Source organism: Brevibacterium sp. UCMA 11752, assembly GCF_021532235.1.
In the GTDB taxonomy this organism is placed as follows: Bacteria; Actinomycetota; Actinomycetes; order Actinomycetales; family Brevibacteriaceae; genus Brevibacterium; species Brevibacterium antiquum.
In genome coordinates this window covers 3,846,519-3,872,436 of sequence record NZ_JACBOS010000003.1, presented here as the reverse complement: position 1 = coordinate 3,872,436, position 25,918 = coordinate 3,846,519, and the positions used below count along the sequence as shown (strand labels likewise).

General features: G+C 64.0%; 21 protein-coding genes. 18 read left to right on the top strand and 3 right to left on the bottom strand.

The annotated features are described in order from the left end of the window. Position 1: 1 nt before the first annotated feature. Complete coding sequence (locus HU144_RS17480; RefSeq protein ID WP_235352374.1) at positions 2 to 2,173, top strand: 3-hydroxyacyl-CoA dehydrogenase NAD-binding domain-containing protein; 2,172 nt, start codon at positions 2 to 4, stop codon at positions 2,171 to 2,173. Positions 2,174 to 2,251: 78 nt separating this feature from the next. Then, the gene (locus HU144_RS17475; RefSeq protein ID WP_235352373.1) at positions 2,252 to 3,172 is read left to right on the top strand and encodes an NADP-dependent oxidoreductase; all 921 of its coding nucleotides are present in this window, start codon (positions 2,252 to 2,254) and stop codon (positions 3,170 to 3,172) included. Between the two features lie 6 nt (positions 3,173 to 3,178). On the opposite strand, the gene HU144_RS17470 is transcribed toward HU144_RS17475, so the two are convergent. Then, positions 3,179 to 3,811, bottom strand: a complete 633-nt coding sequence (locus HU144_RS17470) for a TetR/AcrR family transcriptional regulator (protein ID WP_235352372.1) — start codon at positions 3,809 to 3,811, stop codon at positions 3,179 to 3,181. Positions 3,812 to 3,936: 125 nt separating this feature from the next. Between HU144_RS17470 and HU144_RS17465 the strand changes: the two genes are divergently transcribed. The 4 genes from HU144_RS17465 (at position 3,937) to cls (ending at position 10,414) form a co-directional block, all read left to right on the top strand. Further along, entirely contained in the window at positions 3,937 to 5,550 is a 1,614-nt protein-coding gene (locus tag HU144_RS17465; RefSeq protein WP_235352371.1) for a carboxyl transferase domain-containing protein, read from the top strand. A gap of 8 nt (positions 5,551 to 5,558) precedes the next feature. Next, positions 5,559 to 7,577, top strand: coding sequence for an acetyl/propionyl/methylcrotonyl-CoA carboxylase subunit alpha (locus tag HU144_RS17460; protein WP_235352370.1), 2,019 nt, complete (start codon positions 5,559 to 5,561; stop codon positions 7,575 to 7,577). A gap of 43 nt (positions 7,578 to 7,620) precedes the next feature. Further along, positions 7,621 to 8,793: an acyl-CoA dehydrogenase family protein gene (locus HU144_RS17455; RefSeq protein WP_143922081.1), complete on the top strand. Its 1,173-nt coding sequence runs from the start codon at positions 7,621 to 7,623 to the stop codon at positions 8,791 to 8,793. A 148-nt stretch (positions 8,794 to 8,941) separates the two neighbouring features. Beyond that, entirely contained in the window at positions 8,942 to 10,414 is a 1,473-nt protein-coding gene (gene cls / locus HU144_RS17450) for a cardiolipin synthase (protein WP_442862665.1), read from the top strand. 141 nt (positions 10,415 to 10,555) lie between these two features. Here cls and HU144_RS17445 read toward each other — a convergent pair whose 3' ends face one another. Then, on the bottom strand, positions 10,556 to 11,539 hold the full coding sequence (locus tag HU144_RS17445) for a hypothetical protein (RefSeq protein WP_235352368.1): 984 nt from the start codon (positions 11,537 to 11,539) through the stop codon (positions 10,556 to 10,558). Between the two features lie 235 nt (positions 11,540 to 11,774). Further along, entirely contained in the window at positions 11,775 to 12,596 is an 822-nt protein-coding gene (locus HU144_RS17440) for an HAD-IIA family hydrolase (protein ID WP_198397728.1), read from the bottom strand. A 137-nt stretch (positions 12,597 to 12,733) separates the two neighbouring features. On the opposite strand from HU144_RS17440, the gene HU144_RS17435 reads away from it, so the two are divergent. The 12 genes from HU144_RS17435 (at position 12,734) to HU144_RS17380 (ending at position 25,722) form a co-directional block, all read left to right on the top strand. After that, the gene (locus HU144_RS17435) at positions 12,734 to 13,045 is read left to right on the top strand and encodes an ArsR/SmtB family transcription factor (RefSeq protein WP_198397727.1); all 312 of its coding nucleotides are present in this window, start codon (positions 12,734 to 12,736) and stop codon (positions 13,043 to 13,045) included. Between the two features lie 23 nt (positions 13,046 to 13,068). Next, entirely contained in the window at positions 13,069 to 13,554 is a 486-nt protein-coding gene (locus HU144_RS17430) for an SRPBCC family protein (RefSeq protein WP_235352367.1), read from the top strand. Positions 13,555 to 13,689: 135 nt separating this feature from the next. Next, positions 13,690 to 14,229, top strand: coding sequence for a MaoC family dehydratase (locus tag HU144_RS17425; protein WP_235352366.1), 540 nt, complete (start codon positions 13,690 to 13,692; stop codon positions 14,227 to 14,229). Positions 14,230 to 14,237: 8 nt separating this feature from the next. Further along, a complete protein-coding gene (locus tag HU144_RS17420) occupies positions 14,238 to 15,041 on the top strand; it encodes an HpcH/HpaI aldolase/citrate lyase family protein (RefSeq protein WP_235352728.1) in 804 nt (267 codons plus the stop codon). Between the two features lie 16 nt (positions 15,042 to 15,057). Beyond that, positions 15,058 to 15,237: a hypothetical protein gene (locus HU144_RS17415; protein WP_235352365.1), complete on the top strand. Its 180-nt coding sequence runs from the start codon at positions 15,058 to 15,060 to the stop codon at positions 15,235 to 15,237. After that, a complete protein-coding gene (locus HU144_RS17410; RefSeq protein ID WP_235352364.1) occupies positions 15,237 to 15,728 on the top strand; it encodes a peptide deformylase in 492 nt (163 codons plus the stop codon). Before HU144_RS17415 ends, HU144_RS17410 begins: the two co-directional genes overlap by 1 nt. A 43-nt stretch (positions 15,729 to 15,771) precedes the next feature. Further along, positions 15,772 to 16,302: a peptide-methionine (S)-S-oxide reductase MsrA gene (msrA, locus tag HU144_RS17405; RefSeq protein ID WP_235352363.1), complete on the top strand. Its 531-nt coding sequence runs from the start codon at positions 15,772 to 15,774 to the stop codon at positions 16,300 to 16,302. After that, positions 16,303 to 17,121, top strand: a complete 819-nt coding sequence (locus tag HU144_RS17400) for a nitroreductase family protein (protein ID WP_235352362.1) — start codon at positions 16,303 to 16,305, stop codon at positions 17,119 to 17,121. It abuts the gene before it with no gap. Further along, on the top strand, positions 17,118 to 18,449 hold the full coding sequence (locus HU144_RS17395; RefSeq protein WP_235352361.1) for an MFS transporter: 1,332 nt from the start codon (positions 17,118 to 17,120) through the stop codon (positions 18,447 to 18,449). The genes HU144_RS17400 and HU144_RS17395 overlap by 4 nt, the downstream gene beginning before the upstream one ends. A gap of 131 nt (positions 18,450 to 18,580) precedes the next feature. After that, the gene (locus HU144_RS17390) at positions 18,581 to 22,273 is read left to right on the top strand and encodes an efflux RND transporter permease subunit (RefSeq protein ID WP_235352360.1); all 3,693 of its coding nucleotides are present in this window, start codon (positions 18,581 to 18,583) and stop codon (positions 22,271 to 22,273) included. Positions 22,274 to 22,298: 25 nt separating this feature from the next. Then, the gene (locus HU144_RS17385; protein WP_235352359.1) at positions 22,299 to 23,060 is read left to right on the top strand and encodes a CPBP family intramembrane glutamic endopeptidase; all 762 of its coding nucleotides are present in this window, start codon (positions 22,299 to 22,301) and stop codon (positions 23,058 to 23,060) included. 130 nt (positions 23,061 to 23,190) lie between these two features. Further along, the gene (locus HU144_RS17380) at positions 23,191 to 25,722 is read left to right on the top strand and encodes a PhoX family protein (protein ID WP_328284309.1); all 2,532 of its coding nucleotides are present in this window, start codon (positions 23,191 to 23,193) and stop codon (positions 25,720 to 25,722) included. The last annotated feature ends 196 nt before the right edge of the window (positions 25,723 to 25,918 follow it).

Here is a 25,918-nt window from a genome sequence, read left to right as displayed (position 1 = left end):
CATGACGAACACTGAAACGACTTACTCCCATTCCACTGACTCGGACGGAATCGTCACCGTCGTCCTCGACGACCCGAATTCCAAGGTCAACACGATGAACGACCATTTCAAGGATGCCTTCGAGGGCGTCGTGGACTGGCTCGAAGCAAACGTCGATGACATCACCGGCGTCGTCCTCACCTCGGCGAAGAAGACCTTCTTCGCAGGCGGAGACCTCAATAAGCTGCGCGCCGCCGACCCTGAGAACTCGGAGGCCGAAGCCGCACTGACCAACCACATGAAGGCGGTCATGCGCCGCCTCGAGACGCTGGGCAAGCCCGTCGTCGCAGCCATCAACGGTGCCGCGCTCGGAGGCGGCCTCGAGGTCGCGCTCGTCGCACATCACCGCATTGCAGCGGAGGACGTCTCCAGCCTGCGGGTTGGATTTCCCGAAGTCTCCCTGGGCCTCCTGCCCGGCGGTGGCGGTGTCGCCAGAGCCGTACGCCTGATGGGCCTCCAGAATGCACTGCAGAAGGCCATCCTGCCGTCGACGAAGTTCAAGGCAGCCGAGGCCCTCAAGCTCGGACTCATCGACGAACTCGCCCCCGTGGCCGAGCTCGAAGATCGTGCCAAAGCCTGGATCAAGGCCAACCCCGAGGCGACTCAGCCCTGGGACGTCAAGGGCTTCAAAATCCCTGGCGGATCACCCACCTCACTGTCACTGGGCGCGATGCTGCCCGCACTGCCGGCGCTCCTGCGTCGTCAGACCAAGGGCGCACCGATGCCCGCTCCGCGCGCGGCGATCGCTGCCGCCGTCGAAGGTGCCTACGTCGACATCGACACGGCACTGGCAGTCGAAACCCGCTACTTCGTCCACCTCACCCACACCCCGGTGGCGAAGAACATGATCAAGGCGTTCTTCTTCGACCTCGGGCACATCAACTCCGGTGGCTCGAGGCCTGATGGCGTCGAACCGCGCCAGGTGAAGAAGCTCGGCGTCCTCGGCGCCGGAATGATGGGCGCTGCGATCGCCTACACCGCAGCCAAGGCCGGCATCGAGGTCGTCCTCAAGGACGTCAAGATCGAGGCCGCGGACAAGGGCAAGGCCTATGCGCGCACGCGTGAAGAATCAGCTCTGGCCAAGGGTAAGACCACCGCGGAGAAGAGCAAGGCCGTCCTCGAGCGGATCACACCGAGTGCGTCGGCCGATGACTTCGCCGGCGTCGACTTCGTCATCGAAGCGGTCTTCGAATCGGTGCCCCTCAAGCAGCAGGTGTTCCAGGAGATCCAGGACGTCGTCGACTCCGACGCAGTGCTCGGCTCCAACACCTCGACCCTGCCGATCACCGACTTGGCCACCGGGGTCAAGCGCGATTCCGACTTCATCGGCGTCCACTTCTTCTCGCCCGCTGACAAGATGCCCCTGGTCGAGATCATCCGTGGTGAGAACACATCGGACGAGACCCTGGCACGTACCTTCGACCTCGTGCAGCAGATCAAGAAGACCCCGATCGTCGTCACCGACAGTCGTGGCTTCTTCACCTCCCGTGTGATCGGCACATTCATCGCCGAGGCGGTCGCCGCCGTCGGTGAGGGCGTGGAGCCGGCATCGGTGGAGCAGGCCGCACTGCAGGCCGGGTACCCGACCGGTGCCCTGCAGCTGCTCGACGAACTGACGCTGACTCTGTCGCAGAAGATCCGGAAGGAGACCGAAGAGGCGATCGAGGCCGCCGGAGGAAAGCGCGAAAGCCACCCCTCCGATGTGGTCTTCGACTGGATGGTCGAGGAAGCCGGACGCACAGGCCGCAAGGACGGCGCCGGATTCTACGAATACGACGAGGACGGCAAACGCGGCAAGCTGTGGCCGGGCCTGCGCGAGAAGTACGACTCCGGTTCCGCGACCCAGCCCTTCACGGACCTGCAGGAGCGGATGCTCTTCGCTGAAGCGATCGAGACGATCAAATGCCTCGACGAGGGAGTGCTCACCTCTGTGCCGGATGCGAACATCGGTTCGATCTTCGGCATCGGTTTCCCCGCCTGGACCGGTGGCGTGCTCCAGTACGTCAATCAGTACGAGGGCGGCCTGAGCGGTTTCGCCGCACGTGCGAAGGAACTTGCGGCAACCTACGGTGACCGGTTCACCCCGCCGGCTTCGCTCATCGAGCGTGCGAAGTCGAACGACACCTACGAGTAGGATCCGCACGCAGGAATAGCTCGGCGGCCTTTCGGTGTTCATCAGGTATCCACTGATGACTACCGGAAGGCCGCCGTTATGCGTGCAGCAGTCTATGACCAGTACACCGATGACTTCGACGACATCACGGTCCGTGACGTCGATGACCCGAAAGTCCCGCCGGCATCCGTGCTCATCGAGGTCCGCGCAGCGGGGGTGAACCCGGTCGACTGGAAACTCGTCGGCGGTCACCTCGATCCGGTCATGCCGACCCAGTTCCCGGTCACTCCCGGCTGGGATGTCGCCGGAGTCGTCATCGGACTCGGTTTCGACACTCCGGAATTCTCCATCGGCGATGAGGTCATCGCCTACGCCCGCAAGGATGTGCTCGGCGGGGGCACATTCGCAGAGAAGGTCGCGGTTCCCGTCCACGCGGTCACCGCCAAGCCGAAGGAGCTCAGCTGGGAACAGGCAGGTGGACTGCCGCTGGCCGGCGGCACTGCCCTGCGCACCCTCGAGGCGCTGGGCGACATCAACGGAAAGACCGTGCTCGTCCACGGGGCATCAGGGGGAGTGGGCAGCTTCGCCGTGCAGATCGCGAAGGCCTTCGGCGCCCGAGTCATCGGCACCGCCTCGGAGGCCAATCATGACTACCTGCGCACGCTCGGAGCCGAACCTGTCACCTACGGGGACGGACTTCGCGATCGTGTTCTCGAGATCGCGGGCGGCCCGATCGACGGGGTCGTCGACTTCGTCGGAGACATGCTCGAAACCACCCTCGCGGTGCTGAAGAACGGCGGAGCGCATGCCTCCGTCGCAGACCCCTCGGTGGCCGAACACGGAGGACGCTACATCTGGGTGCGACCCTACGGCTCGCAGACCGCGCGAGTGGCCGAACTCGTCGACTCGGGCGAGCTCACGGTCGAAGTCGCGAACACCTACGGTCTTGACCAGGTGCCCGAGGCCTTCAAGGCCAGTGCCACCGGCCATACCCGCGGAAAGATCGTCATCGTCCCCTGAGCGACGTCAGGCGATACCCAGCGCCGCGAGAGCGGCGGCGCGCAATTCGACCCCGACCACCTCGGCGCTTGAACGCCTGGCCTGGTACGGGGTCGAATTGATCATGCCGAAGACTGCGTGGACACGCACCGTCGCGGCATCGATCGACCAATCCGAGTTGGCGCGCGCCACGACCTCAGCCCAGTGGCTGACATAGCTTCTCTGCAGGCGACGGACAGTGCGCCGTGAGGACTCGGGAAGGGCCGCGAGGTCACGATCCTGAATCCGAATGAGCTCGGGCTCGCTCATGGCGAAGGCGACATGGAAGTCGATGAGCTCGACCAGCGCCGAGGCGGCCGCGTCGTTCTCATGACGGGCGATGATCGCGTCCCCGCCCGAGTTCAGATACTCGGAGATTCCGACGAGCAGCTCCTCGAGGACCGCTTCCTTCGAGTCGAAATGACGATAGACCGCCGGGGCGGAGATCCCGGCACCCTTGCCCAGATCATCGAGGCGGACCCCGTGGAAACCATGCTGAGCATAGAGGGTCTTCGCCACCGAAAGAAGCTGCTCACGACGCGCAGCCTTCGCCGCTGCGCGGGTGGTCCTCGCAATTCCCGACCCTGCCGTCGCTGAGCGCGCAGATGCCTTCGGCTCCATATCCGACACCTCATCTCTCGTCCGCACCCGGCTCGAAGTCTGCTCGATCGTGCGCATTGTCACAATGGCCTTTGAGCAGTATCATAGCAGTCAGTTAACAAATATTAACTGAAATGGGGAGTGGAATGAGAGCAGTGGGAACTGCGGTCAGTCCGGCAACGGGGCAGGCAAACGCCGAGGCCCATGCCGAACTCATCGCTGAACTCCGGGAGCGGATCCGGGCCACGGCCCTGGGCGGACCCGAAAAATCCAGGCAGCGCCACATCGACCGCGGCAAGCTGCTTCCACGCGAGCGCGTCGAGAATCTCCTCGACCCGGGCACAGTGTTCCTCGAGCTCTCGCCGCTGGCGGCCAACGACATGTACGACGATGCCAGTCCCGGAGCGGGAATCATCACGGGCATCGGCCGCGTCAACGGACGCGAGTGCATCATCGTCGCCAACGACGCCACAGCCAAGGGCGGGACCTACTATCCCGTCACGGTGAAGAAGCACCTGCGCGCCCAGGAGATCGCGAAGGAGAACAATCTCCCATGCATCTACCTCGTCGATTCGGGCGGAGCCAACCTCCCGAATCAGGACGATGTATTCCCCGACCGCGAGCACTTCGGCCGGATCTTCTTCAACCAGGCCACGCTTTCGGCCGCAGGCATCCCGCAGCTGGCAGCCGTTCTCGGTTCCTGCACCGCCGGCGGTGCCTACGTTCCGGCCATGGCCGACGAATCGATCATCGTGAGCGAACAGGGCACGATCTTCCTCGGCGGCCCACCGCTGGTCAAAGCGGCCACAGGTGAGGAAGTCAGCGCAGAAGACCTCGGCGGCGGAGCACTCCACTCACGCGTCTCCGGAGTCACCGACCACCTCGCGGCCAACGACTCCCACGCCCTGGAGATCATGCGCGACATCGTCTCCACGCTGGGACCGAAGCCGGTGGCCAACTGGGACATCGTCGAATCCCGCGAACCGCTGCACTCTCCCGGGGAGCTCACCGCGGTCGTTCCCGTCGATTCGAGGACTCCCTACGATGTCCACGAGGTCATCGCCCGCCTCGTCGATGGTTCCGAATTCCATGAATTCAAGGCCGAATACGGCACCAGCCTCATCACCGGCTTCGCCCACCTCGATGGACATCCGGTGGGAATCGTGGCGAACAACGGCATCCTCTTCGGCGAGTCCGCGCAGAAGGGCGCCCACTTCATCGAACTCTGCGACCAGCGCAGCGTGCCGCTGATCTTCCTGCAGAACATCTCGGGCTTCATGGTCGGCCGCGACTACGAAGCCGGCGGCATCGCCAAGCACGGAGCGAAGATGGTCAACGCCGTCGCCACCGCCCGAGTGCCCAAGTTCACCGTCGTCATCGGCGGCTCCTTCGGCGCCGGCAACTACTCGATGTGCGGTCGTGCCTACTCACCTCGCTTCCTGTGGATGTGGCCCAACGCCCGCATCTCCGTCATGGGCGGCGAACAGGCTGCCAGCGTGCTCTCAACGGTCAAACGCGACCAGATCGAAGGCCGCGGCGAGACCTGGAGCGCCGAAGAGGAGGACACGTTCAAGCAGCCAGTCCGCGATCAGTACGAAGCTCAGGGCAACCCGTACTACTCGACGGCCCGCCTCTGGGACGACGGAATCATCGAACCCACCGACACCCGCCAGGTGCTGTCCCTGGCACTCGAACTCGCCCGTTTCGGACCCATGGAACGCCCGCTGAATGCCAGCGGCTACGGCGTCTTCAGAATGTGAGCTCACCCATGTTCAATACCGTACTCATCGCCAACCGCGGCGAAATCGCGCTGCGCGTCATCCGCACCTGCCGCCGACTGGGCATCAGAACAGTCGCCGTCTACTCCGACGCCGATGCCCACGCCGCCCACGTCAAGGCCGCCGACACCGCCGTGCACCTGGGTCCAGCCCAGGCCTCCGAGTCATACCTGCGCATCGATAAGGTCATCGCCGCGGCGAAGGCCACCGGCGCCGAGGCGATTCACCCCGGCTACGGATTCCTGTCGGAGAACGCTGACTTCCCTGCCGCATGTGACACCGCAGGAATCGTCTTCCTGGGCCCCGGTGCCGAAGCCATCCGCACCATGGGCGACAAGATCACCGCGAAGAACGCCGTCTCCCAGCGTGGAGTTCCCTTGGTGCCCGGCACCAAGGACGCCGCCATGAGCAACGAGGCCCTCGTGGCGGCTTCGGCCGACATCGGCTTCCCGGTGCTCATCAAACCCTCCGCCGGTGGCGGCGGCAAGGGCATGCACGCGGTCTTCGAACCCTCCGAACTGTCCGCAGCACTGGACACCGCCCGCCGTGAGGCCGCGAGTTCCTTCGGCGACGACACGCTGTTCCTCGAACGCCTCGTCGCGACCCCGCGTCACATCGAGGTCCAGGTGATGGCCGATGCGCACGGCAATGTCATCCACCTCGGCGAACGCGAGTGCTCCCTGCAGCGCCGCCACCAGAAGGTCATCGAGGAAGCTCCTTCGGCACTGCTCGACGAGGCAACCCGGGCACGGATCGGCCAAGCAGCCTGTGAGACCGCGAAGTCCGTGGGATACCGCGGGGCAGGCACAGTCGAGTTCATCGTCGGTGCCGACCGCCCCGACGAGTTCTTCTTCATGGAGATGAACACCCGGCTGCAGGTCGAGCATCCGGTGACCGAAGAGGTCACAGGCATCGACCTCGTCGAGCTCCAGCTGCGCGTCGGAGCAGGTGAAGAGCTGGAACTGAGCCAGGACGACATCACGATGACCGGTCATTCGATCGAGGCGCGCATCTACGCAGAGGACCCCTCGCGCGGATTCCTGCCCACCGGCGGTCGTGCCCTCGACGTCGTCTTCCCCGAAGGCGAAGGCATCCGCGTCGATGCCGGACTCGAAGCCGGGCAGACGATTGCCTCGGACTACGACCCGATGATCGCCAAACTCATCGTCCACGCTCCGGATCGGGCGTCAGCCATCGCTCGCCTCGATGCTGCGCTTGCCGCCTCGGCGGTACCGGGGATCGTCACGAACATCGACTTCCTGCGCACTCTCATCAACCTCGACGCAGTGGTCTCCGGCGATCTCGACACCTCACTCATCGACAACCTCAGTGAGGACCAGCTCGCGCATGCACCGAGCGAGACTGACCGTCAGCTTGCCGCTGCGGCCGTACTCGTCACCGGCGGTCTCGCCGGAACCGAACTGACCGGAGCGATCACGGCAGCACAGCTGCCGCAGAACTCCGCGACCGCCTCGGCGTGGGGGAGACCATCTGCCTGGCGGACCTCACGTCCGGATTTCCGTCCCACCGTGGCGCTGAGCTCCGGGGGAGACGTCACCGATGTCGAATCACACCTCGGTGATGTCTCCGTCGATGACAGCGGCCTCTGGCACCTGACGATCGACGGTGTGCAGCACACGGCCCGCGTGTTCTCCGATGCTCGCGATCGCAGCATCTGGGTCAGCAGCGACCAGGGCGTCTACACGTTCACCCGTCCCCAGGCCGATACGTCCCTGACACCGGGACTCGACGGCGCCGAGGTGCTCGCACCGATGCCCGGATCCGTCGTCGAGGTCCGAGTGGAGTCCGGAGACCACGTCGAACAGGGCGATCCGATCGTCGTCGTCGAGGCGATGAAGATGGAACACGTGCTCACCGCGCCGGCCACGGGAATCGTCACCGTCACCGCAGTCCAGGGCGTCCAGGTCGGCCTCGACGAGGTGCTCGCCACCGTCGTCGACGAAGCCGCCGCGGACGCAGCCGACGACGCCACAGCAGCAAACGACTGACCACCAGAAACTCACTGACCACGCACACAGCGGGGAGGAAATCATGACAGCTTTCGTTCCGGGCATGCTGCCCGAAGAATACGAAGACCTGCGAGCCGGCGTCGCGAAATTCGCCGACGAAGAGGTCGCACCAGTATCCGCCGAACTCGATGCCAAGCACGAGTTCCCCTACGAACTCGTGAAGAAGATGGGACAGATGGGCCTCTTCGGCCTGCCCTTCGACGAAGAGTACGGCGGCATGGGCGGGGACTACTTCGCGCTGACACTTGCCATCGAGGAGATCGCCCGCGTCAACCAGTCGCTTGCCATCACGCTGGAGGCCGGAGTCTCCCTGGGAGCAATGCCGATCTACCGCTTCGGCACCGAGGAGCAGAAGCGCGAATGGCTGCCCAAGCTCACCGATGCCTCCGGGCTGGCCGCCTTCGGCCTGACCGAACCGGAAGCAGGATCCGACGCCGGCGGCACGCGGACCAAGGCCACCTTGGAGAACGGCACCTGGACGGTCAACGGCGGCAAGTGCTTCATCACGAACTCGGGCACCGACATCACGCGTCTGGTCACAGCCACCGCCGTGACCGGAACCCGAACCTCCGGCTCCGGCCGCGAGGTCCCCGAGATCTCGACGATCATGATTCCGACGGGCACCCCCGGCTTCACCGCCGAGCCCGCCTATGACAAGGTCGGCTGGAACTCATCGGACACGCATCCGCTGACCTTCGACAACGTGCAGGTGCCCGAAGCCAACCTGCTCGGCGAACGCGGTCGCGGCTACGCGAACTTCCTGCGCATCCTCGACGAGGGCCGCATCGCCGTCGGTGCGTTGTCCGTCGGTGCCGCCCAGGGCTGTGTCGACGAATCCGTGAAGTACGCGAAGGAGCGTCAGGCCTTCGGCAAGCCGATCTCCGACTTCCAGGGGATCTCCTTCAAGATCGCCCGGATGGAGGCCCGCGTCGTCGCAGCCCGTTCCGCGTACTACCTCGCGGCATCGCGCATGATGGCAGGGCTTCCCTTCAAGAAGGAAGCCGCGATTGCGAAGATGGTCGCCGGTGAGGCCGCAATGGACAACGCCCGCGACGCCACGCAGATCCACGGCGGCTACGGCTTCATGAACGAATACCTCGTCGCCCGCCACTACCGTGACTCGAAGATCCTCGAAGTCGGCGAAGGCACGACCGAGGTCCAGCTCATGCTCATCGCCCGCGAACTCGGCATCTGAGCTCAGCCGCAGTCCCACCGCCCGCCGAGGCGGCTCGATACTTCCGTACGGAAGTGCAGGGCCACCTCGGCGGGCGGTGCTGTCATCTGTCTGGGGCAGGCTCCGTTAGTGTGGAGCAGAAGATCAGCCGAGCAAGGGGAGGGTGTACGTGGATCTCAGCATCGTGACGTCCGTCCTGGGCGTGGGGTGGATCGTCGTCGAATATGCGGTGAAGATCATCGCCGTCGGCGTCGTCCCTGAGGACCGCAGGCCCTCGTCGTCCTCGGCCTGGCTGCTGCTGATCCTGTTCGTGCCGATCGTCGGGATCCCTCTGTTCCTCATGCTCGGCAGCCCCTACATCAACCGACGGCGGGCTCGCATCCAGGCCCAGGCCGATGAGCTCATGCACGAAGGTGCCGACGATCTGCCCGACGTGCCCCCGTCGCTGCACACGGCCCCCGGCTTCGTGTCGATCGCCCAGCTCGGGCGCAGACTCACGGCTCTGCCGATGGTCACCGGCGACAGCCACGGTGTCATCTGCGACTACGAGGCCAGCATCGCGCGGATGGCCGGCCTCGTCGACGAGGCGCGCGAATACGCGCATGTCGAGATCTACATCATGGCCTGGGATTCGACGACCGATGTCTTCTTCCGGGCCCTCGAACGTGCCGCAGACCGGGGCGTGAAGGTCAGGGTTCTCTTCGATCACATCGGCTCTCGGAAGTATCCGGGATTCCACCGTCTGGGCAAGCGCCTGACCAACGGCGGAATCGACTGGCATCTCATGCTTCCCTTCATCCCCTGGCGCGGAAAGACCAGGCGCATCGATCTGCGCAACCATCGCAAGCTGCTCGTCGTCGACGGGAAGAAGGCGATGATGGGGTCCCAGAACATGATCGACTCCTCGTACCTGAAGAAGGCGAACGTGAAGGTCGGGCGGGCCTGGCACGACATCATGGTCGAACTCTCCGGGCCCATCGTCGCCGCCGTCGAAGCGGTCTTCGCCACCGACTGGTACACCGAGTGCGGAGAATCCCTGGGGATCAGGTCCTATGATCGCGACGCGTACGAACCCGATGTCGGCGGGCAGACGAGTGCCATGCAGCTGGTTCCCTCAGGTCCCGGCTTCACCACCGAACCGAACCTCAAGGTCTTCAGCTCGCTGATGTATCTGGCACAGAAGCGCCTGGCGATCGTGAGCCCGTACTTCGTGCCCGATGAATCCCTGCTGGCCGCTGTCGTCACCGCCGCCGAGCGCGGGGTCGACGTCGAACTCTACGTCAGCGAACAGGCCGATCAGTTCATGGTCGACTACGCCCAATCCTCGTACTACCGGTCGCTGCTCGAGGCGGGGGTGCGGATCTTCCTCTACCCGAAACCGCAGGTTCTGCACACGAAGTGCCTCATCGTCGATGACGAGTACGCGGTGATGGGGTCCTCAAATCTGGACATGCGCTCATTCGGCCTCAACTACGAGATCAGCCTGCTGACGACAGGGGGAGACCTGGTCGACGACATCGCCGAGGTGGTCGTGGACTACCAGCGCACGAGCCGTGAGCTCTCCCTCGAGGAATGGGAGCAGCGACCCTATATTCGCCGCTACCTGGAGTCCGTGATGAGGCTGACCTCGTCGCTGCAGTGAGCCTGTGGCGGCCGCGTTGGCTCGAATCATGAGCAAGAGTGATGATGCGCCCAGCCCCAGCACCCAGCACCCAGCACCCAGCACCCGGCGATACGCGGGCTGCGCGTCGAATAGCGGCTGTGCACGTGCGTGCTTCGACGCTCAACCCGTTTTGCCGCGAGAGAGGGGCTGCACTGTCCTCTGGATGCTTCGTTTGATCTCGGCGAATATCCGGGGCCGGAACAGGTCGCCGAAGGTCAGGTTGAACACAGTGAATCCGGCGTTGAGCAGGTTCATGTTGCGCTGGTGGTTCCTTTTCGCAGCTTCATCGGGGCCATTGGGATTGAGGTAGAACTTTCCGACTCCATGGACTTCCACGACCACCGGTGCCTTCTCGTGGCGGAAGTCATTGCGACCGATGAACTCACCGGAATCGGTGTAGGCGTCGAGCTGAGGCACCATCCCTGTGATGCCGTGTCGGTAGAACTTCACCGCGCAGAAGGCCTCAGACGGAGACTCGTATTCGGCGTTCGAGAGCTTGAGCGCCAGCTGGGCTCTCCTACGACCGCGCTGGCCTTTGACCAGCCGATCTTCTATGTCGTGGACAGACACCGATCCGGCGCGCACAGCTTGGGAGATGAGTGGCACTGAGACTTCGAGTGAATGGTCGAGAGCAAGGTCGGCGAGTGTGCGCGTCAACGTGGTGACCGGATAGGCGAAACTGTCGGCGGTCTTCTCGGCTGAGAGGTCACGAGAGTAGATGTAGAGGCTGCTGTAGTTGCGGGTAGGAGACCGCCTCGAGATCTCGACCTTCGGCGTTCCCATGAGGACTGGGTCGAGGCCGTGGATGAGCGCAGCGGAGACATGCGAGAACACATCACCTGGTTGAACCGAATCACGACGGCAGGCGATCTGCAGCCGCAGTGTCTCGGCGTGGTCCCTGATGTCGCCGTAGGCTCTGGGGAACGTTGTCTCCTCAGCCTCAGACAGATGTGCTGCTGCCTTATGGTGTTCCTGATCGCACTTGCGAGTAATCACATAGCGGCCTCTCCTGACCTTACGCAGGCAGCACCGTTCGGACTCCGACAACTGGGCTCGAGTCATGCCGAGTTCGCGGAGCTGCTGGGTGGTCAGCACTTGAAACATGGAGTCAGTATGCGCCCGAGCTGTGCTAAACGCAATCAAGAGTCACCAAAAGATATCAAACAGTATTTAACTACAGTGCTGGGTGGTGGGGAAGGCGCGCACTGCAAATCGGGCTGAACGTCGAAAACCATATGTGCACATAAGTTATTCGACACTCAGCCAGTTACTCGCCGGAGGTCTCTGGCCACGAGCCTGTGTTTCGACGCGGGGGCCGTTTCTCGGTCGGCAGGTCGCCTCAGGCGGAGCCGGTGACGTCTGGTCCCAGCGTCCCTCGCTGATCGAGGGGGACGTCAAGGAGATCGTGGACGCCGTTGACGATCTCGTTCGGGCGGAATGGGAAGCGGCGCACATCCTCGGCGGTGGAGATCCCTGAGAGGACGAGAACCGTGTGCATGCCCGCTTCCATCCCCGCGATGATGTCGGTGTCCATCCGGTCGCCGATCATCGCGGTGCTCATCGAGTGAGCGCCGATCTGGTTGAGTGCGGATCGAAACATCATCGGATTTGGCTTGCCCACGACATAGGGGTCACGGTTCGTGGCCTTCGTGATCAGCGCGGCGATGGCGCCGGTGGCAGGCAGGACGCCCTCGGGGCTGGGGCCGGTGGCATCGGGGTTAGTCACGATGAAGCGTGAACCGCCGTCGATGAGGCGGATCGCCTTAGTGATCGCTTCGAAGGAATAGGAGTGGGTCTCGCCGACGACGACGAAGTCCGGATCCTTCTCGGTCATGATGAACCCAGCTTCATGGATGGCCGTGGTCAGTCCCGCCTCGCCGACGACGTAGGCGGTGCCGTGCTCGACCTGGTTGGACAGGAAGTCGGCGGTGGCCATCGCGGAGGTCCAGATCTTCGATTCGGGAACGTCGAGGCCGTTCGACCGGAGCCGGGCAGAGAGGTCCCTGGCGGTGTAGATCGAATTGTTCGTCAGCACCAGGTAGGGAATGTCTGCCTGTCGCCACTGTGCGAGAAGCTCGGCCGCGCCCGGCAGTGGATTGTTCTCCTTGACCAGGACGCCGTCCATGTCGGTCAACCAGCATTCGATCGAATCGCGATCCATGTCTCTCCTGAAGATAGTCGTTGAGCCGATGCCACCAGCCTAGCGGGTCGATGCGTCCGATCCGGATTCGCAGAAGACCCTTGACATCTGCGTCTCAGGCCGTATTGTAGTAACCACTTAATTAAGGAGACGCTGAAATGAATCTGAGTTCGCTGTTCGGCGCTTTGGCTGATCCGACTCGGCGGGCGATGATCGACCGCCTGCGAGCAGGGGACCTCAGCGCAGGAGAGTTGGCGCAGCCGCTGACCATCAGCAGGTCGGCAGTATCGCAGCATCTCAAGGTGCTCGAGGACGCTGGGCTGATCACCAGGACCAAGAGCGCACAGACACGGATCGTGCATCTCAATGCCGAACGGCTGACGACGGCCACGGACTGGCTGCTGTCAGCACGCGAGGACTGGGAGCAGCGGTTCGACAATCTCGACCAGGTGCTGGCCGAGAAGAAGTGATCGACTCAAGGAGGAGAACCATCATGAACCAGAACAGCATGTCCGCCAACAGCACCCCATCCGCCACCGACGAACCCGGGTTCACCATCGTCCGCGACTTCGCAGCACCACGTGAACGGGTCTGGGATGCCTGGATCAACCCCGATGTCATGGCTCGCTGGTACCACCCGGAGGGACTGCACACCCCGCGGGATTCGGTGAGCGTCGATCTCAGAGAGGGCGGAATATACGCCTATACGATGATCGTCGACGAAACCGGTGAGGAGTTTCCCACCGGTGGGAAGTACCGCCACGTCGATCCACCTCGGCGACTGGACTTCACGTGGGGAAGTCAGGGCGAGGAGGACCTATCGCCGCTTGTCAGCCTCGAGTTCGAGGAGATCGACGAGGCGATGACACGGATGACCTTTACGCTCACAGGGCTCCCGAGCGACTCCGGCGCCGTCGACAGCGTCTTTGACGGATGGACCTCCGCCTTCAACGTCTTCGAGGCCGAGGTCGCTGGGTGAATCCCCGACGGAAGGTGGCCCGGGTTCGGACAGACGGACCCGGGCCACCTGTCGTTCGGTCCCAGGCGATAAGCTCACATCACGACAAGTGGTCAAAGACACACTGCGATCAGCAGTGACACAGAGGAGTGACGCATGAGTGAGCAGAAGGTCATCGAACAACGAGGTCTGTGGCTGGACGAGATGGAAGTCGGCGCGATCTACAAGCACGCGCCCGGCCGAACCATCACCGAGGCGGACAACACCTGGTTCACCGCCGTGACCATGAACACGCAGGCCCTGCATCTTGACGCAGCCTTCGCAGCGACCGAGCCCTTCGGACAGCGCCTCGTCAACTCGATGTTCACCCTCTCCACCCTCATCGGTCTGTCGGTCACGCAGCTGACTCAGGGCACGATCGTGGGCAATCTCGGCTTCTCCGAGGTCTCCTTCCCCGCCCCGCTCTTCCACGGCGACACCCTGTATGCGGAGACGACGATCCTCGACAAGCGCAACTCGAAGTCCCGGCCCGGCCAGGGCATCGTGACCTTGGAGCACCGCGGCTACAACCAGGACGGAACCCTCGTGGCCAAGGCTGTGCGCCAGACCATGATGTTCGACTCCAGCCACGCCGACGAAGCAGGGGCGCACGCCGCCCAGCAGACTGAACCGACCCAGCCCGAAACCGGAAAGTGAGCACCACCATGGCATTGGACTTCAAACCCGCCTGGCTCTTCGTCCCCGGCGACCGCCCCGACCGCTACACGAAGGCCGCCGAACGCTCCGACATCGTCATCCTCGACCTTGAGGACGCGGTCAACGACGCCGACAAGGCCACCGCCCGCGAAGCGATCATCGACTATCCGCTCGACCCCACACGCACCGTCGTCCGCATCAATGCCCGCGATTCGGAGCACCTAGGCGATGACCTCAAGATGCTCGCCAAGACCGAGTACACGGCCGTGATGCTGCCGAAGTCCGAGCACGCCTCAGACCTCACGGTCCTCGCCGACTACCAGGTCATCGCACTGATCGAGACGGCACTGGGCGCGGTCAACGTCGCCGAGATCGCCGCCGCACCCAACGCCTACGCGCTCATGTGGGGATCTGAGGACCTCATCGCCGACCTCGGCGGGGGATCGTCGCGCACTGCCGAAGGCGGCTACCGCGACGTGGCCAAACACGTGCGCAACTCGACCCTGCTGGCCGCCCGCGCACACGGAAAATTCGCCCTTGACTCGATCTGGGCGAACATCCCCGACCTCGACGGGCTGAGCGAGGAAGCCGAAGACGCCGTGCAGTCCGGCTTCAGCGGCAAAGTCTCCATCCACCCCAACCACGTTCCCGTCGTCCGCAATGCGTTTCGCCCTAGCGAAGAGCAGCTGACCTGGGCGAAGGCCGTGCTCGAACTTGCGAAGACCGAGAAGGGCGCCTTCGCCTACGAAGGCAAGATGATCGACGCACCCCTGCTCAAGCACGCCGAGCTCATCGTCGCCCGGGACGTGTGAGCCGGTCGAAAGGGCCATGACCATGAATGACGCCGATGCGCTCATCGCCACCCAGATCCGTTCCGTGCTCGCCACAGCAGAGACAGGCGGGGGAGTGGCCCCGATCGTCGAGGCCGGCGACCCGATACTGCGCTCGGTGACTCGCCCTTCGACGGGCAGGTCGACGATGTCGAACTGGCTCAGCTCGCCGAGGTGATGCGGGCAACCATGCTCGCCGCCCCGGGCGTGGGGCTGGCTGGTCCGCAGGTGGGAATCGGTCTGTCGATGTTCGTGGCCGAAGACCCCGGAAGTCTCGACCCTGAGACCGCCGAGGTGCGGCAGCGGTCCCCGATGCCCCTGCGCGTCGTCCTCAACGCCGACTACACCCCTGCCACCTCGGAGAACGTCGCCTTCTTCGAAGGCTGCCTGTCGATCCCCGGCTACCAAGCCGTCGTGGCTCGTCCCCGCGAGATCGAGCTGAGAGGCCAGGACCTCAACGGCACGCCCATCGCCGAGGTGGTCTCCGGTTGGTCGGCACGCATCGTCGCCCACGAGACCGATCACCTTGAAGGCGTCATGTTCCTGGACAAAGCAGAGATGCGATCCTTGTCGACGAACACCTCGGTTGCGAGGTTCTGGAGCCAGCCTTCCACACAGAAAGCCGCCGCCGAGCTCGGGTTCACCCTGCCCAGCGGCATGCTCATGTGAACTCGACCGGGAATAACTCGCACACATCATGGTTGTACGGAATATGAGTGAACTTCGTACCCTGACCTTGGGCGCCGGATGCTTCTGGTGCCTCGACGCCGTCTACCAGCGGACCACCGGAGTCACCTCGGTGATCTCCGGTTACACCGGAGGACATACGCCGAATCCGCACTACCGTGAAGTCTGTTCAGGCACCTCGGGTCATGCTGAGGCGCTGCAGGTGACATTCGATCCGGAGATCGTCCCGGAAAGCGTCATCCTGGGCCTCTTCTTCACCGGACACGACCCCACGAGCCTCAATGCTCAGGGCTACGACGTCGGCACCCAATACCGGTCGGCCATGTTCTACGCCGACGAAGAGGAGAAGGCACGCTTCGAGGCCGCCATCGCCGAGGCACAGGAGATCTTCGAGGCTCCGATCGTCACCACGCTTGAACCCTTGGGCATCTTCCACACCGCCGAGGCTGTCCACCAGGACTTCTACACCGAGAACCGCAACAACGGGTACTGCCGTGTCATCATTGATCCGAAGCTGTCCCATGCACGGGAGGCGTTTGCGGATTGGGTGAGCTGAATGTCGAAACACAAAGACTCGTCTGAGCATCGCGGCTCGAAGAGGAAGAAGCCGAAGAGCGACGGTGCCTGCGAGGTGACGAAGGGGCGCGTGCGCGCCCACTTCCTCGACGGCGAGACCGGCCCCTGGGCGAAGAAGCTGGCCGCGGGTCCAAGCGCTGAAGAGACATCAGCAGCGGCACCGGCACCGGATGAGCAGACGGCGCTTCCCTCGCACCGACTGGGTCCGGACTATTCGGCGCCGAGTTCCATCGACATCGTCGCCGACCCTGTCCTGCACGCGATCTCCACCCGGCGTTCGATCTCAAAACTGGACCCGGAGACACCCAACGACTCCGACCTGCGCGAACTCATCCACGCAGTCTCCTCGGTCGCCGATCACAAGGGGCTCAAGCCCTGGCGGTTCATCATCATCCGCGGTGACGACAGGATCCGTCTCGGCGCGGCCCTCGATGAAGCGGGAGGGGTGCACCGGAAGTCCGGTGAGATCAACGAGAAGCCGCTTCGGGCAGAACTCCTCCTGGCACTCGTCGCCGCACCGCAGGACAACCCCAAGGTTCCCGAATGGGAACAGCACGCCACAGCGGCCGGAGCAGGTCACCTGCTCGAACTCGCTCTGTGGCAGGCAGGTTGGGGCGTCATGTGGCGCAGCGGAAACCTCACGAACGAACCTGCCGTGCGCAGACTCCACAGGCTCAAGGGCCAGGAACTGCTCATGGGCTGGCTCTACATCGGGGCGGTCCCCGAACGCTACCGACAGCGCATGGCCAACAGCACCCGACCACTGCCGGACCCCGAGCAGTTCCTCGATACCCTGTGACGAACGACGACAACTCGACGAACCACGAGAACTCGACGAACAACGACGACGAACGGGCAGAGTCGACCGTTGCCTCGCGCCGCCTGCCGAAGGAGATCTACGTCCTCGTCGCGGCGGCCTTCATCGTGGCTCTTGGCTATGGCATCATCGCCCCCGTGCTTCCGCAGTTCGCGGCGAGCTTCAACTTCGGAGTCACTGCCGCCACGATCGTGGTCTCTTCCTTCGCCTTCTTCCGGTTCGTGTTCTCACCGTCCTCCGGACGCCTCGTCGACGCCTTCGGCGAACGCCGCATCTACATCTCCGGTCTCCTCATCGTCGCCGCCTCCACCGCAGCCGTCGCCTTCGCCCAGAACTACTGGCAGCTGCTGATCTTCCGTGGTCTGGGAGGCATCGGCTCAACGATGTTCACAGTCTCAGCGATGGCCCTGATCATCCGGCTGGCCCCGATCGACGCCCGCGCCAAGGCCTCGAGCACCTATGCCACGGCCTTCCTCGTCGGCAATATCGCCGGCCCCGTCCTCGGCGGTGCGATGGCCGGATGGGGCATGCGCATCCCGTTCATCATCTACGCCGTCGGGCTCCTCATCGCCGCCATCGTCGTTCGCATCTTCCTCGCCTCCACCGCCTCAGAAGGCTCCTCGACCAAACTCGGGCGCGCACGCCTGGAAGCAACGAAGGACGAGACGCAGATGGAGGTGATGACGTTCAAACAGGCGTGGCAGGACTCTGCCTACCGCGCCGCCCTGATCTCTGCCTTCGTCCAAGGCTGGTCGGCCATGGGCATCCGTGTGGCCATATACCCGCTCTTCGCCATCCAAGCGCTCAAGGCCGACACCGCGGTCGCCGGTCTGGCGCTGACGATGTTCGCGATCGGCAATGCCTCGGCGGTCACCGTCGTCGGCAGATTCGCTGACACCTATGGACGCAAACCCTTCATCCAATGGGGCCTGCTCGTCCTCGGCGTGACCACCTCGGCGCTGGCGTTCACCGATTCGATCTGGCTGTTCTTCCTCCTCTCCGTGATCGCCGGAATCGGCTCAGGATTGGCCAATCCCGCCCAGCAGGCCACCGTTGCCGATGTCATCGGACGCGATCGCAAAGGCGGTCGCGTCCTGGCGAAGTACCAGATGGCGCTCGACGCGGGAGCAATCCTCGGGCCCGTCATCGCCGGTGCCGTCGTCGACCACTTCGACTACTCCTGGGCATTCATGCTCACAGGTGTCCTCGGCATCCTGGCCGCTGCGTACTGGATCACCGGTCGTGAGACCCGGCCGCGGGTGGTGCGCAAAGCGGAGCAGAACGAGCGGATTGAGGACGATCTGAGCTGAGCTCGGCAGTGCCCGGGCGCTCAGGGTCTGCTCACGTGATTTGGATAGTGTGAATCACTAGTATTGGTCCACGGAGCACCATCCCCTGCAGGCGATCCCTGCGCATGCGTCACCGACAAGAGAGTCACCACGTGAGTTTTCTGACCCGTTTGAGCCTGAAGAACCGCGCACTCATTGCGCTCATCTCAGTCGTCGCCATCATCTTCGGCATCATCGGGGCGGGAGCGCTCAAGCAGGAGCTGTTCCCCTCTCTTGAGAACCCGCAGGCCACGATCACCGTCTCGTATGAGGGTGCGACTCCCGAAGCCGTCGAACAAGAGGTCACCGATCCCCTCGAAGGTGCGCTGACGGCACTGCCCGAAGTCGAGGACATGACTTCGACCTCCTCGGCAGGCAGCTCCTCTATCACTGTGAGCACCGAGTACGGCGAGGACTCCGACGATGTCGTCAAGTCCCTCCAACGTGCGGTCTCACAGGTTCAGGCCACTCTTCCCGACGGTGTCGAACCCACCGTGAACACGGCCGGAACCGATGACATCCCCGTCCTCGCACTGTCCGTGACCTCGGACGCCGATGAGGACAAACTCGCTGCCAACCTCAACGACATCGCCGAACCCGAACTGAAGAAGATCGACGGCGTCTCCCAGGTCATGATCGCCGGTGCGAAGACCAAACAGGTTGAGGTCACCATCCGGCGTGACGACCTCGAAGACGAGGGAGCCAACCTCGACGAGATCGCCGGCATCCTCCAGTCCAACGGAATCCCCACCTCGGCGGGCGAATTGAAGAGCGATGAGGGCACCGCGCCGGTCGAGGTCGGCACCCGCATCCGCTCCGTGGATGCCATCAAGGATCTCGTCATCAGCGGCAAGGACGACCCGATCAAGCTCTCCGACGTCGCCGACGTCACGATCGAGAACCAGCCCGTGGAATCGATCTCGCGCACCAACGGACAGCCCTCGCTGTCGGTGTCGATCATGAAGGAATCCGACGCCAACACCGTTGACGTCTCCGATGCTGTGTCCCAGAAGCTGCCCGATCTTGAGAGGTCGATGGGGGAGAATACAGAGTTCGTCTCCGCCTTTGACCAGGCACCATTCATCGAGCAGTCGATCCACGATCTGCTCGTCGAAGGCGGACTGGGGCTGTTCTTCGCGGTCCTCGTCATCCTCGTGTTCCTGCTCTCGGTGCGCGCCACGATCATCACGGCGATCTCGATTCCGCTCTCACTGCTCATTGCCATGGTCGGTCTGTGGATGGGCGGTGAGACCCTGAACATGCTGACCCTGGGCGCTCTGACGATCTCCGTCGGACGCGTCGTCGACGATTCGATCGTCGTCATCGAGGCGATCCGACGACGGCACGCAGCGGGTGGTGAGAAGTTCGCGAACATCCTCGCCGCAGTCTCCGAAGTCTCCGGGGCCATCACCGCCTCCACGCTGACGACCGTCGCCGTATTCCTGCCGCTGGCCTTCGTCTCCGGCCAGACCGGCGAGATGTTCCGACCCTTCGCCCTGACAGCCACCATCGCCCTGCTCTCGAGCCTGTTCGTGGCGCTGACGATCGTGCCCGTCCTCGCCTACTGGTTCCTGAGGCAGCGTGAGGCGAAGGTCAAGCTCACCCGCGCGGAGAAGAAGGAGATCCGCCGCAATCGCAAAGGCATGCTCTCCGAATGGAAGAGCGAGAACAGGGCCGCGAAGAAGGCGTCCAAGAAGCAGGACATCCTCACCGCCGGACGCCATGACGGGCCCGCCACCGAGTCCACGACTGCGAGTGCCGCCACCGCCTCGGCGGGGTCAGGCCTCGACTCCACTGTCGAGGGGACCGGTGCGGTCGATGAGCTTGCCGGCATGCATTCGCCGGTGACGCGACTGCAGAAGACCTATATGCCGGTGATCTCCTTCTCCACCAAGCACCCGGTCGTGATGATCCTCGTGGCGGTCCTCCTCCTCGTCGGAACGGGAGCGATGGTCCCGCAGCTGAAGACCGAGCTCTTCGGCGACACCGGCCAGGACAGCCTGCAGGTCTCGCAGACCTTCGACCCCGGCACCGATCTCGATGAGGCCTCGAAGCAGGCAGAACCGGTCGAGAAGGTGCTCAAAGACAACAGCGATGTCGAGTCCTATCAGCTCTCCGTCGGGGGCTCGAACTTCGGGTTCACCGATGATTCGGCACTCACCGGCACCTACACCGTCAACTCCAAATCGGGCGTCTCGGCTCAGTCGATCTCCGACGAGCTGCAGAAGGAATTCGACGATCTGGGGGATGTGGGAACGGTCGAGGTGCAGAGCCAGAGCTCGATGCCCGGCGCTCAGACCATCGACGTCACGCTCTCGGCTTCGGATGCCGAAGAGCTCGACGATGCGACGAAGGCAGTCACGGACAAGCTCGAAGGCGTCTCGGGCACCCAGTCGGTGACCAGCGACCTCGAAGCCGTCCAGCCCGTGATCGAGGTCAAGGTCGATCATGAGAAGGCAGCCGAGGAGAATCTCACGGAAGCCACCATCGGCCAGTACGTGCAGCGGGCGATGCACGGCCAGAACATCGGTGAGGTCGTCATCGACAACGTGTCGCATTCGGTGCTGCTCTTCGACCGCAACGCCGACACGGTCGACGAACTGCGTGACCTCAAGATCCCCGGCAAGCCGAAGGAGACCGCCCCCGCCGGTGGCGCCGGCGCTGCTGGTGCTGCTGGTGCAGCAGACGGTGGTGCCGGAGCTGCGGGCGGAGCCGGTGATGCCGGAGGAGCCGGTGCTAGCGGTGGAGCCGGTGCCGGCGGGGGAGCCGGTGGCGACGCCGGTGGCGCTGGTGACCCGGGCGCCATGGCAGGCGCTCCGGCACCGACGTCTGAGCCTCGGTTCATCGATCTCAGTGACGTCGCAGAGGTGAAAGAGGTCAAGACCGCGCCGACGATCCGTCACACGGATTCGCAGCGCTCGACCACCGTGTCGGTGACCCCTGCCGGCGATGACCTGGGCACCGTGTCCGCCGATGTGCAGTCCGCGCTGGGCGAGGTCGACATCCCCGACTCGGTCAGCGTCGACACCGGTGGTGCCACGCAGGAGCAGAACGAAGCGTTCTCCCAGCTGGGCCTGGCCATGCTCGCCGCGATTCTCATCGTGTTCGTCATCATGGTCGCCACGTTCAAGTCGCTGCTGCAGCCGTTGATCCTCCTGGTCTCGATCCCGTTCGCGGCCACCGGATCCATCGCGCTGTCACTGCTGACGGATACTCCGCTGGGCCTGACCTCGATGATCGGTCTGCTCATGCTCATCGGCATCGTGGTCACCAACGCGATCGTGCTCATCGACCTGATCAACCACTTCAGGGCGCGGGGCGTCGACTTGCGCGCGGCCATCGTCCACGGTGCCAGACTGCGCTATCGCCCGATCCTCATGACCGCGGCAGCGACCATCTTCGCGCTCGTGCCGATGGCGCTGGGCCTGACCGGCGGGGGAGTGTTCATCTCGAAGCCGCTGGCGATCGTCGTCATCGGCGGTCTCGTCAGCTCGACTCTGCTCACGCTCATCCTCGTGCCTGTCCTCTACCTCCTGCTCGAAGGGGCGAAGGAACGTCGCGGAGAGAAGAAGCACGTGAAGAACATGGCCCGCGGCCAGGTCCTCGACGTCGCCGAAGCGAGAGCCGCGCAGCATCCGGGCTCTGCGGATCATTCGCGCTCAGAAGCTCAGACGGACACCACCGCCGAGGCAGGGTCGGTGGCCACAGCCGAACGCACCGAGGCGTCATCGTCGGCTTCGGACACCGCGGTTGAGCGTCCTGACCACAGTGAGCGCCCCGACACGGGTGAGGAACCGAAGCACTGAGGCCTCGCCCACTACAGTGGGATCCATGAGAAGCGAGCTCGAACCACAGGAGAAGAAGCGCCTGTGGTTCGAGCTCGGTCTCGTTGCGGCACTCTCGCTGGGCCAATCGGCGGTCTATGCGATCGTGCGGTTGGCCGACATCACCACCCGCGGTCCGATCAGCGACGCCCAAGCGAAGCTCAACACCTCGCTGTCGCCGCGACCCGGATTCGACCTTGTCTACCAGATCCTCGACATCGGGTTCACCCTCGTGCCAGTGCTCCTGGCCCTCTACCTGCTGACTCGCGACCCGAATGCCGCGCCCCTGAGCACACGGCTGGGCGTGAATGGCCAGTGCGGAAAGGACCTCGGCCGCGGAACGCTCATCTTCACCATCATCGGCATCGGCACCCTCGCCGTCTATGCGGGCGGCAGGGCACTGGGGATCACGGCCGAGATCCAGCCGGCCAACCTCGGCGATCATTGGTGGACCATTCCCGTGCTCATTCTGGCGGCGGCGAAGAACGGCATCGTCGAAGAGGTCATCATCTTCGGCTTCGGGGCCGAACGGCTCCAGCGCCTGGGCTACGGGATGTGGCCGATCATCATCAGCCTGGCAATCTTCCGTGCCAGCTACCACCTGTACCAGGGCATCGGGCCATTCATCGGCAACGTCGCCATGGGCATCATCTTCGGGTGGTACTTCATGCGTCGGGGCAGGCTGATGCCGCTGGTGTGGGCACATTTCATCATCGATGCCGTGGGTTTCCTGGCACCGGGAATCCTCAGTCTCGTCGACATCGGCTGAACTGGTTCACACGCAGTTCATCGAACCGTAGTTCTGGGTCCAACTGACCCTGAAAGTCTCAATTTGGTGAGCCCGACTCAGTTTCGTGAGCCAGGGCCGACGGACACGACCCGAGGAGACAACTGAACCGATGGCACCCCTACGTGAACTTCTGCCCATGGCCAGCCACGTCCGTGGCAAGCGCAGCCCCGTGACATGCGCGCTCAAATGCGACAACGCGTGCACGAAGGCGATCTGCAACACCTCGTCCAACAGCTACTTCCGCGACATCGTCGGAGCGCAGCTGTCCCGCAGGGCAGTGTTGGGCGCGTCGGCGGCAGGAGCACTGGCCATCGCAGTCACGAGCGCCCCGAGCCCGACCACACGCGCAGCCGCCGCAGCCGCAGGCACCGGCGGCAGTCTCGACTTCACCGCGATCGACCCGGTCCAGCACGAGGTCGATAAGTTCATCGTCCCCGAGGGGTACTCCTGGCACCCCGTCGTTCGCTGGGGCGACCCCCTGTTCGCTGACGCACCGAAGTTCGACCCTGAGAACCAGAGCGTCGAATCGCAGCGCCGCCAGTTCGGATACAACAACGACTACCTCGAGATCCAGGTCGACGAGAGCGGAGACGGCAACCGCGCCCTCCTGTTCTCGAATCAGGAGTACACGAACGATGCGATCATGTACCCCGACAGCATGGACAAGGCCACTCAGCGCGCCATCAGCCGCGACGCACACGGGCTGACAGTTGCCGAACTGGTCCGAACCAATGAAAAGACCCCGTGGAAGGTCGACGTCAACGGCGCAAACAACCGCCGCTTCCTCATCGACACCGAATACGAATTCACCGGACCGGCAGCCGGATCCGACCTGCTTCGGACGAGGGACTACCCCAACGGCGACAAGGCTCAGGGAACCCTGGGCAACTGCTCGGGAGGCCTGACCCCGTGGGGCACTCTGGTCTCCGGCGAGGAGAACTTCAACTCCTACTTCAAGGCGCAGGGCACCTCGGCGGCCGACAAGCGCTACGGTCTGACCAACGAAGCCTCCGCGAACGGTTGGGAAGAAGACCTGCAGCGATTCGACACGAACAACTCCGGCTACGCCAACGAGGCGAACCGATTCGGCTGGATCGTCGAGGTCGACCCGCGCGACCCCGAATCGACACCGCTCAAGCACACCAACTTGGGGCGCCTCAAGCATGAGGGAGCCAACATCACGATCGCCGACTCAGGTCAGGCCGTTGCGTACATGGGCGACGATGAGAAATTCGACTACCTCTACAAGTTCGTGTCCAAGGGGAAGTACGTCGAGGGCGACCTGTCCCACAACATGACCCTGCTGACCGAGGGTGACCTGTACGTAGCAAAGTTCACGGGCAACTCCCCGAAGGGTGAGATCGATGGCAGCGGCGACGTTCCGGCCGACGGCGAGTTCGATGGCAGCGGACAGTGGCTGCCGCTGATCAAGGACGGCAGATCGCGGGTCTCAGGCATGGCCGTCGAAGAGGTGCTCGTCAACACCCGACTGGCAGCCGACAAGGTCGGTCCCACGAAGATGGACCGCTGCGAGGACGTCGAACCCAACCCCGTCAACGGGAAGATCTACGTCGCGTGCACGAACAACTCGGACCGCGGCGTGGACGGCAAGGCCGTGGCCGATGAGGCGAACCCGCGCACCGAGAACCGAGACGGACACATCGTGGAACTGACCGAACGCAGCGGCGACCACACCGGCACTGAATTTGACTGGACTCTTCTGCTGGTCTGCGGTGACCCGAAGCAGGGCGACACAACCTACTTCTCAGGTTTCCCCGAAGACCAGGTCTCGCCTATCTCCTGCCCCGACAATGTCACCTTCGACTCTGCAGGCAACCTGTGGATCTCCACCGACGGTGCACCCGATGGCATCGGCTACTGCGACGGTCTGTTCAAGGTCACCATCGAAGGTGAGGAGCGCGGACGCGTCGAGCAGTTCCTCTCAGTCCCTCGTGAAGGTGAGGTCTGCGGACCACTCATCCACGACTCCTACAACTCGGCGTTCGTGGCCGTCCAGCACCCCGGTGAGGACGGCGCATGGTCGGACCAGCACTCGCAGTTCCCCGACTACGTCGACGAGACGGATGTCGACAAGGGCGTGGCCGCGCTTCCCCGCCCAACAGTGGTCCAGGTGATCAAGGGCAGCGGCGAAGAGCCCACAGACCCTCCGACAGAGGACCCGAAGGACGCAGACCAAGACGCTGACGCCGAAGGCAACGAGGACGGTTCGTCCGATGGCAGCGACGGGGCTGACGGCGGCGCGTCCGACGGCGGCGATGGAACCTCCTCGTCCGAGGGATCGAAGAGCGGATCGCAGGACGGCGCCAAGGACGCAGCTGCAGCGGCCGGAGCAGCCGGCGCAAGTGACGCCGGTTCGAACGGCGGCTACGGGTCCGGCGGTTCGGGGTCCGCTTCGGGCGCGAACGGCGGATCCGGCTCAGGTGGCTCGGGCTCCGGCGGTTCGGGTTCCGGTGGCGGCGGTGACCTGCCGCGGACCGGCAACGACAGCACTCTGCCGCTGCTCGGCGGAGGTGCAGGCCTGCTCGCCGCGGGCGGCGCCATGGCAACGGCCGCGCACATGCGCAAGAAAAAGGCAGCAGAGGGTACCGAAGACCTCACAGAGGGCTCCGCGGAGGTCTGACTCCGCGGCCTCTCCAGCTTAAGTGGACGTTTTGGGCTGACAAACCCCTTTGTCTTCAGCCCAAAACGTCCACTTGAACGTGGACCGGTGGCGTTCGAGCGTGAACCTGGCCCACACCCGGCGATACAGCAGCCACTGGCACTGTCGCGTGACTTTTACCGGTACACGGGTGGGGAACCGGCCAGCGAAGCTGACC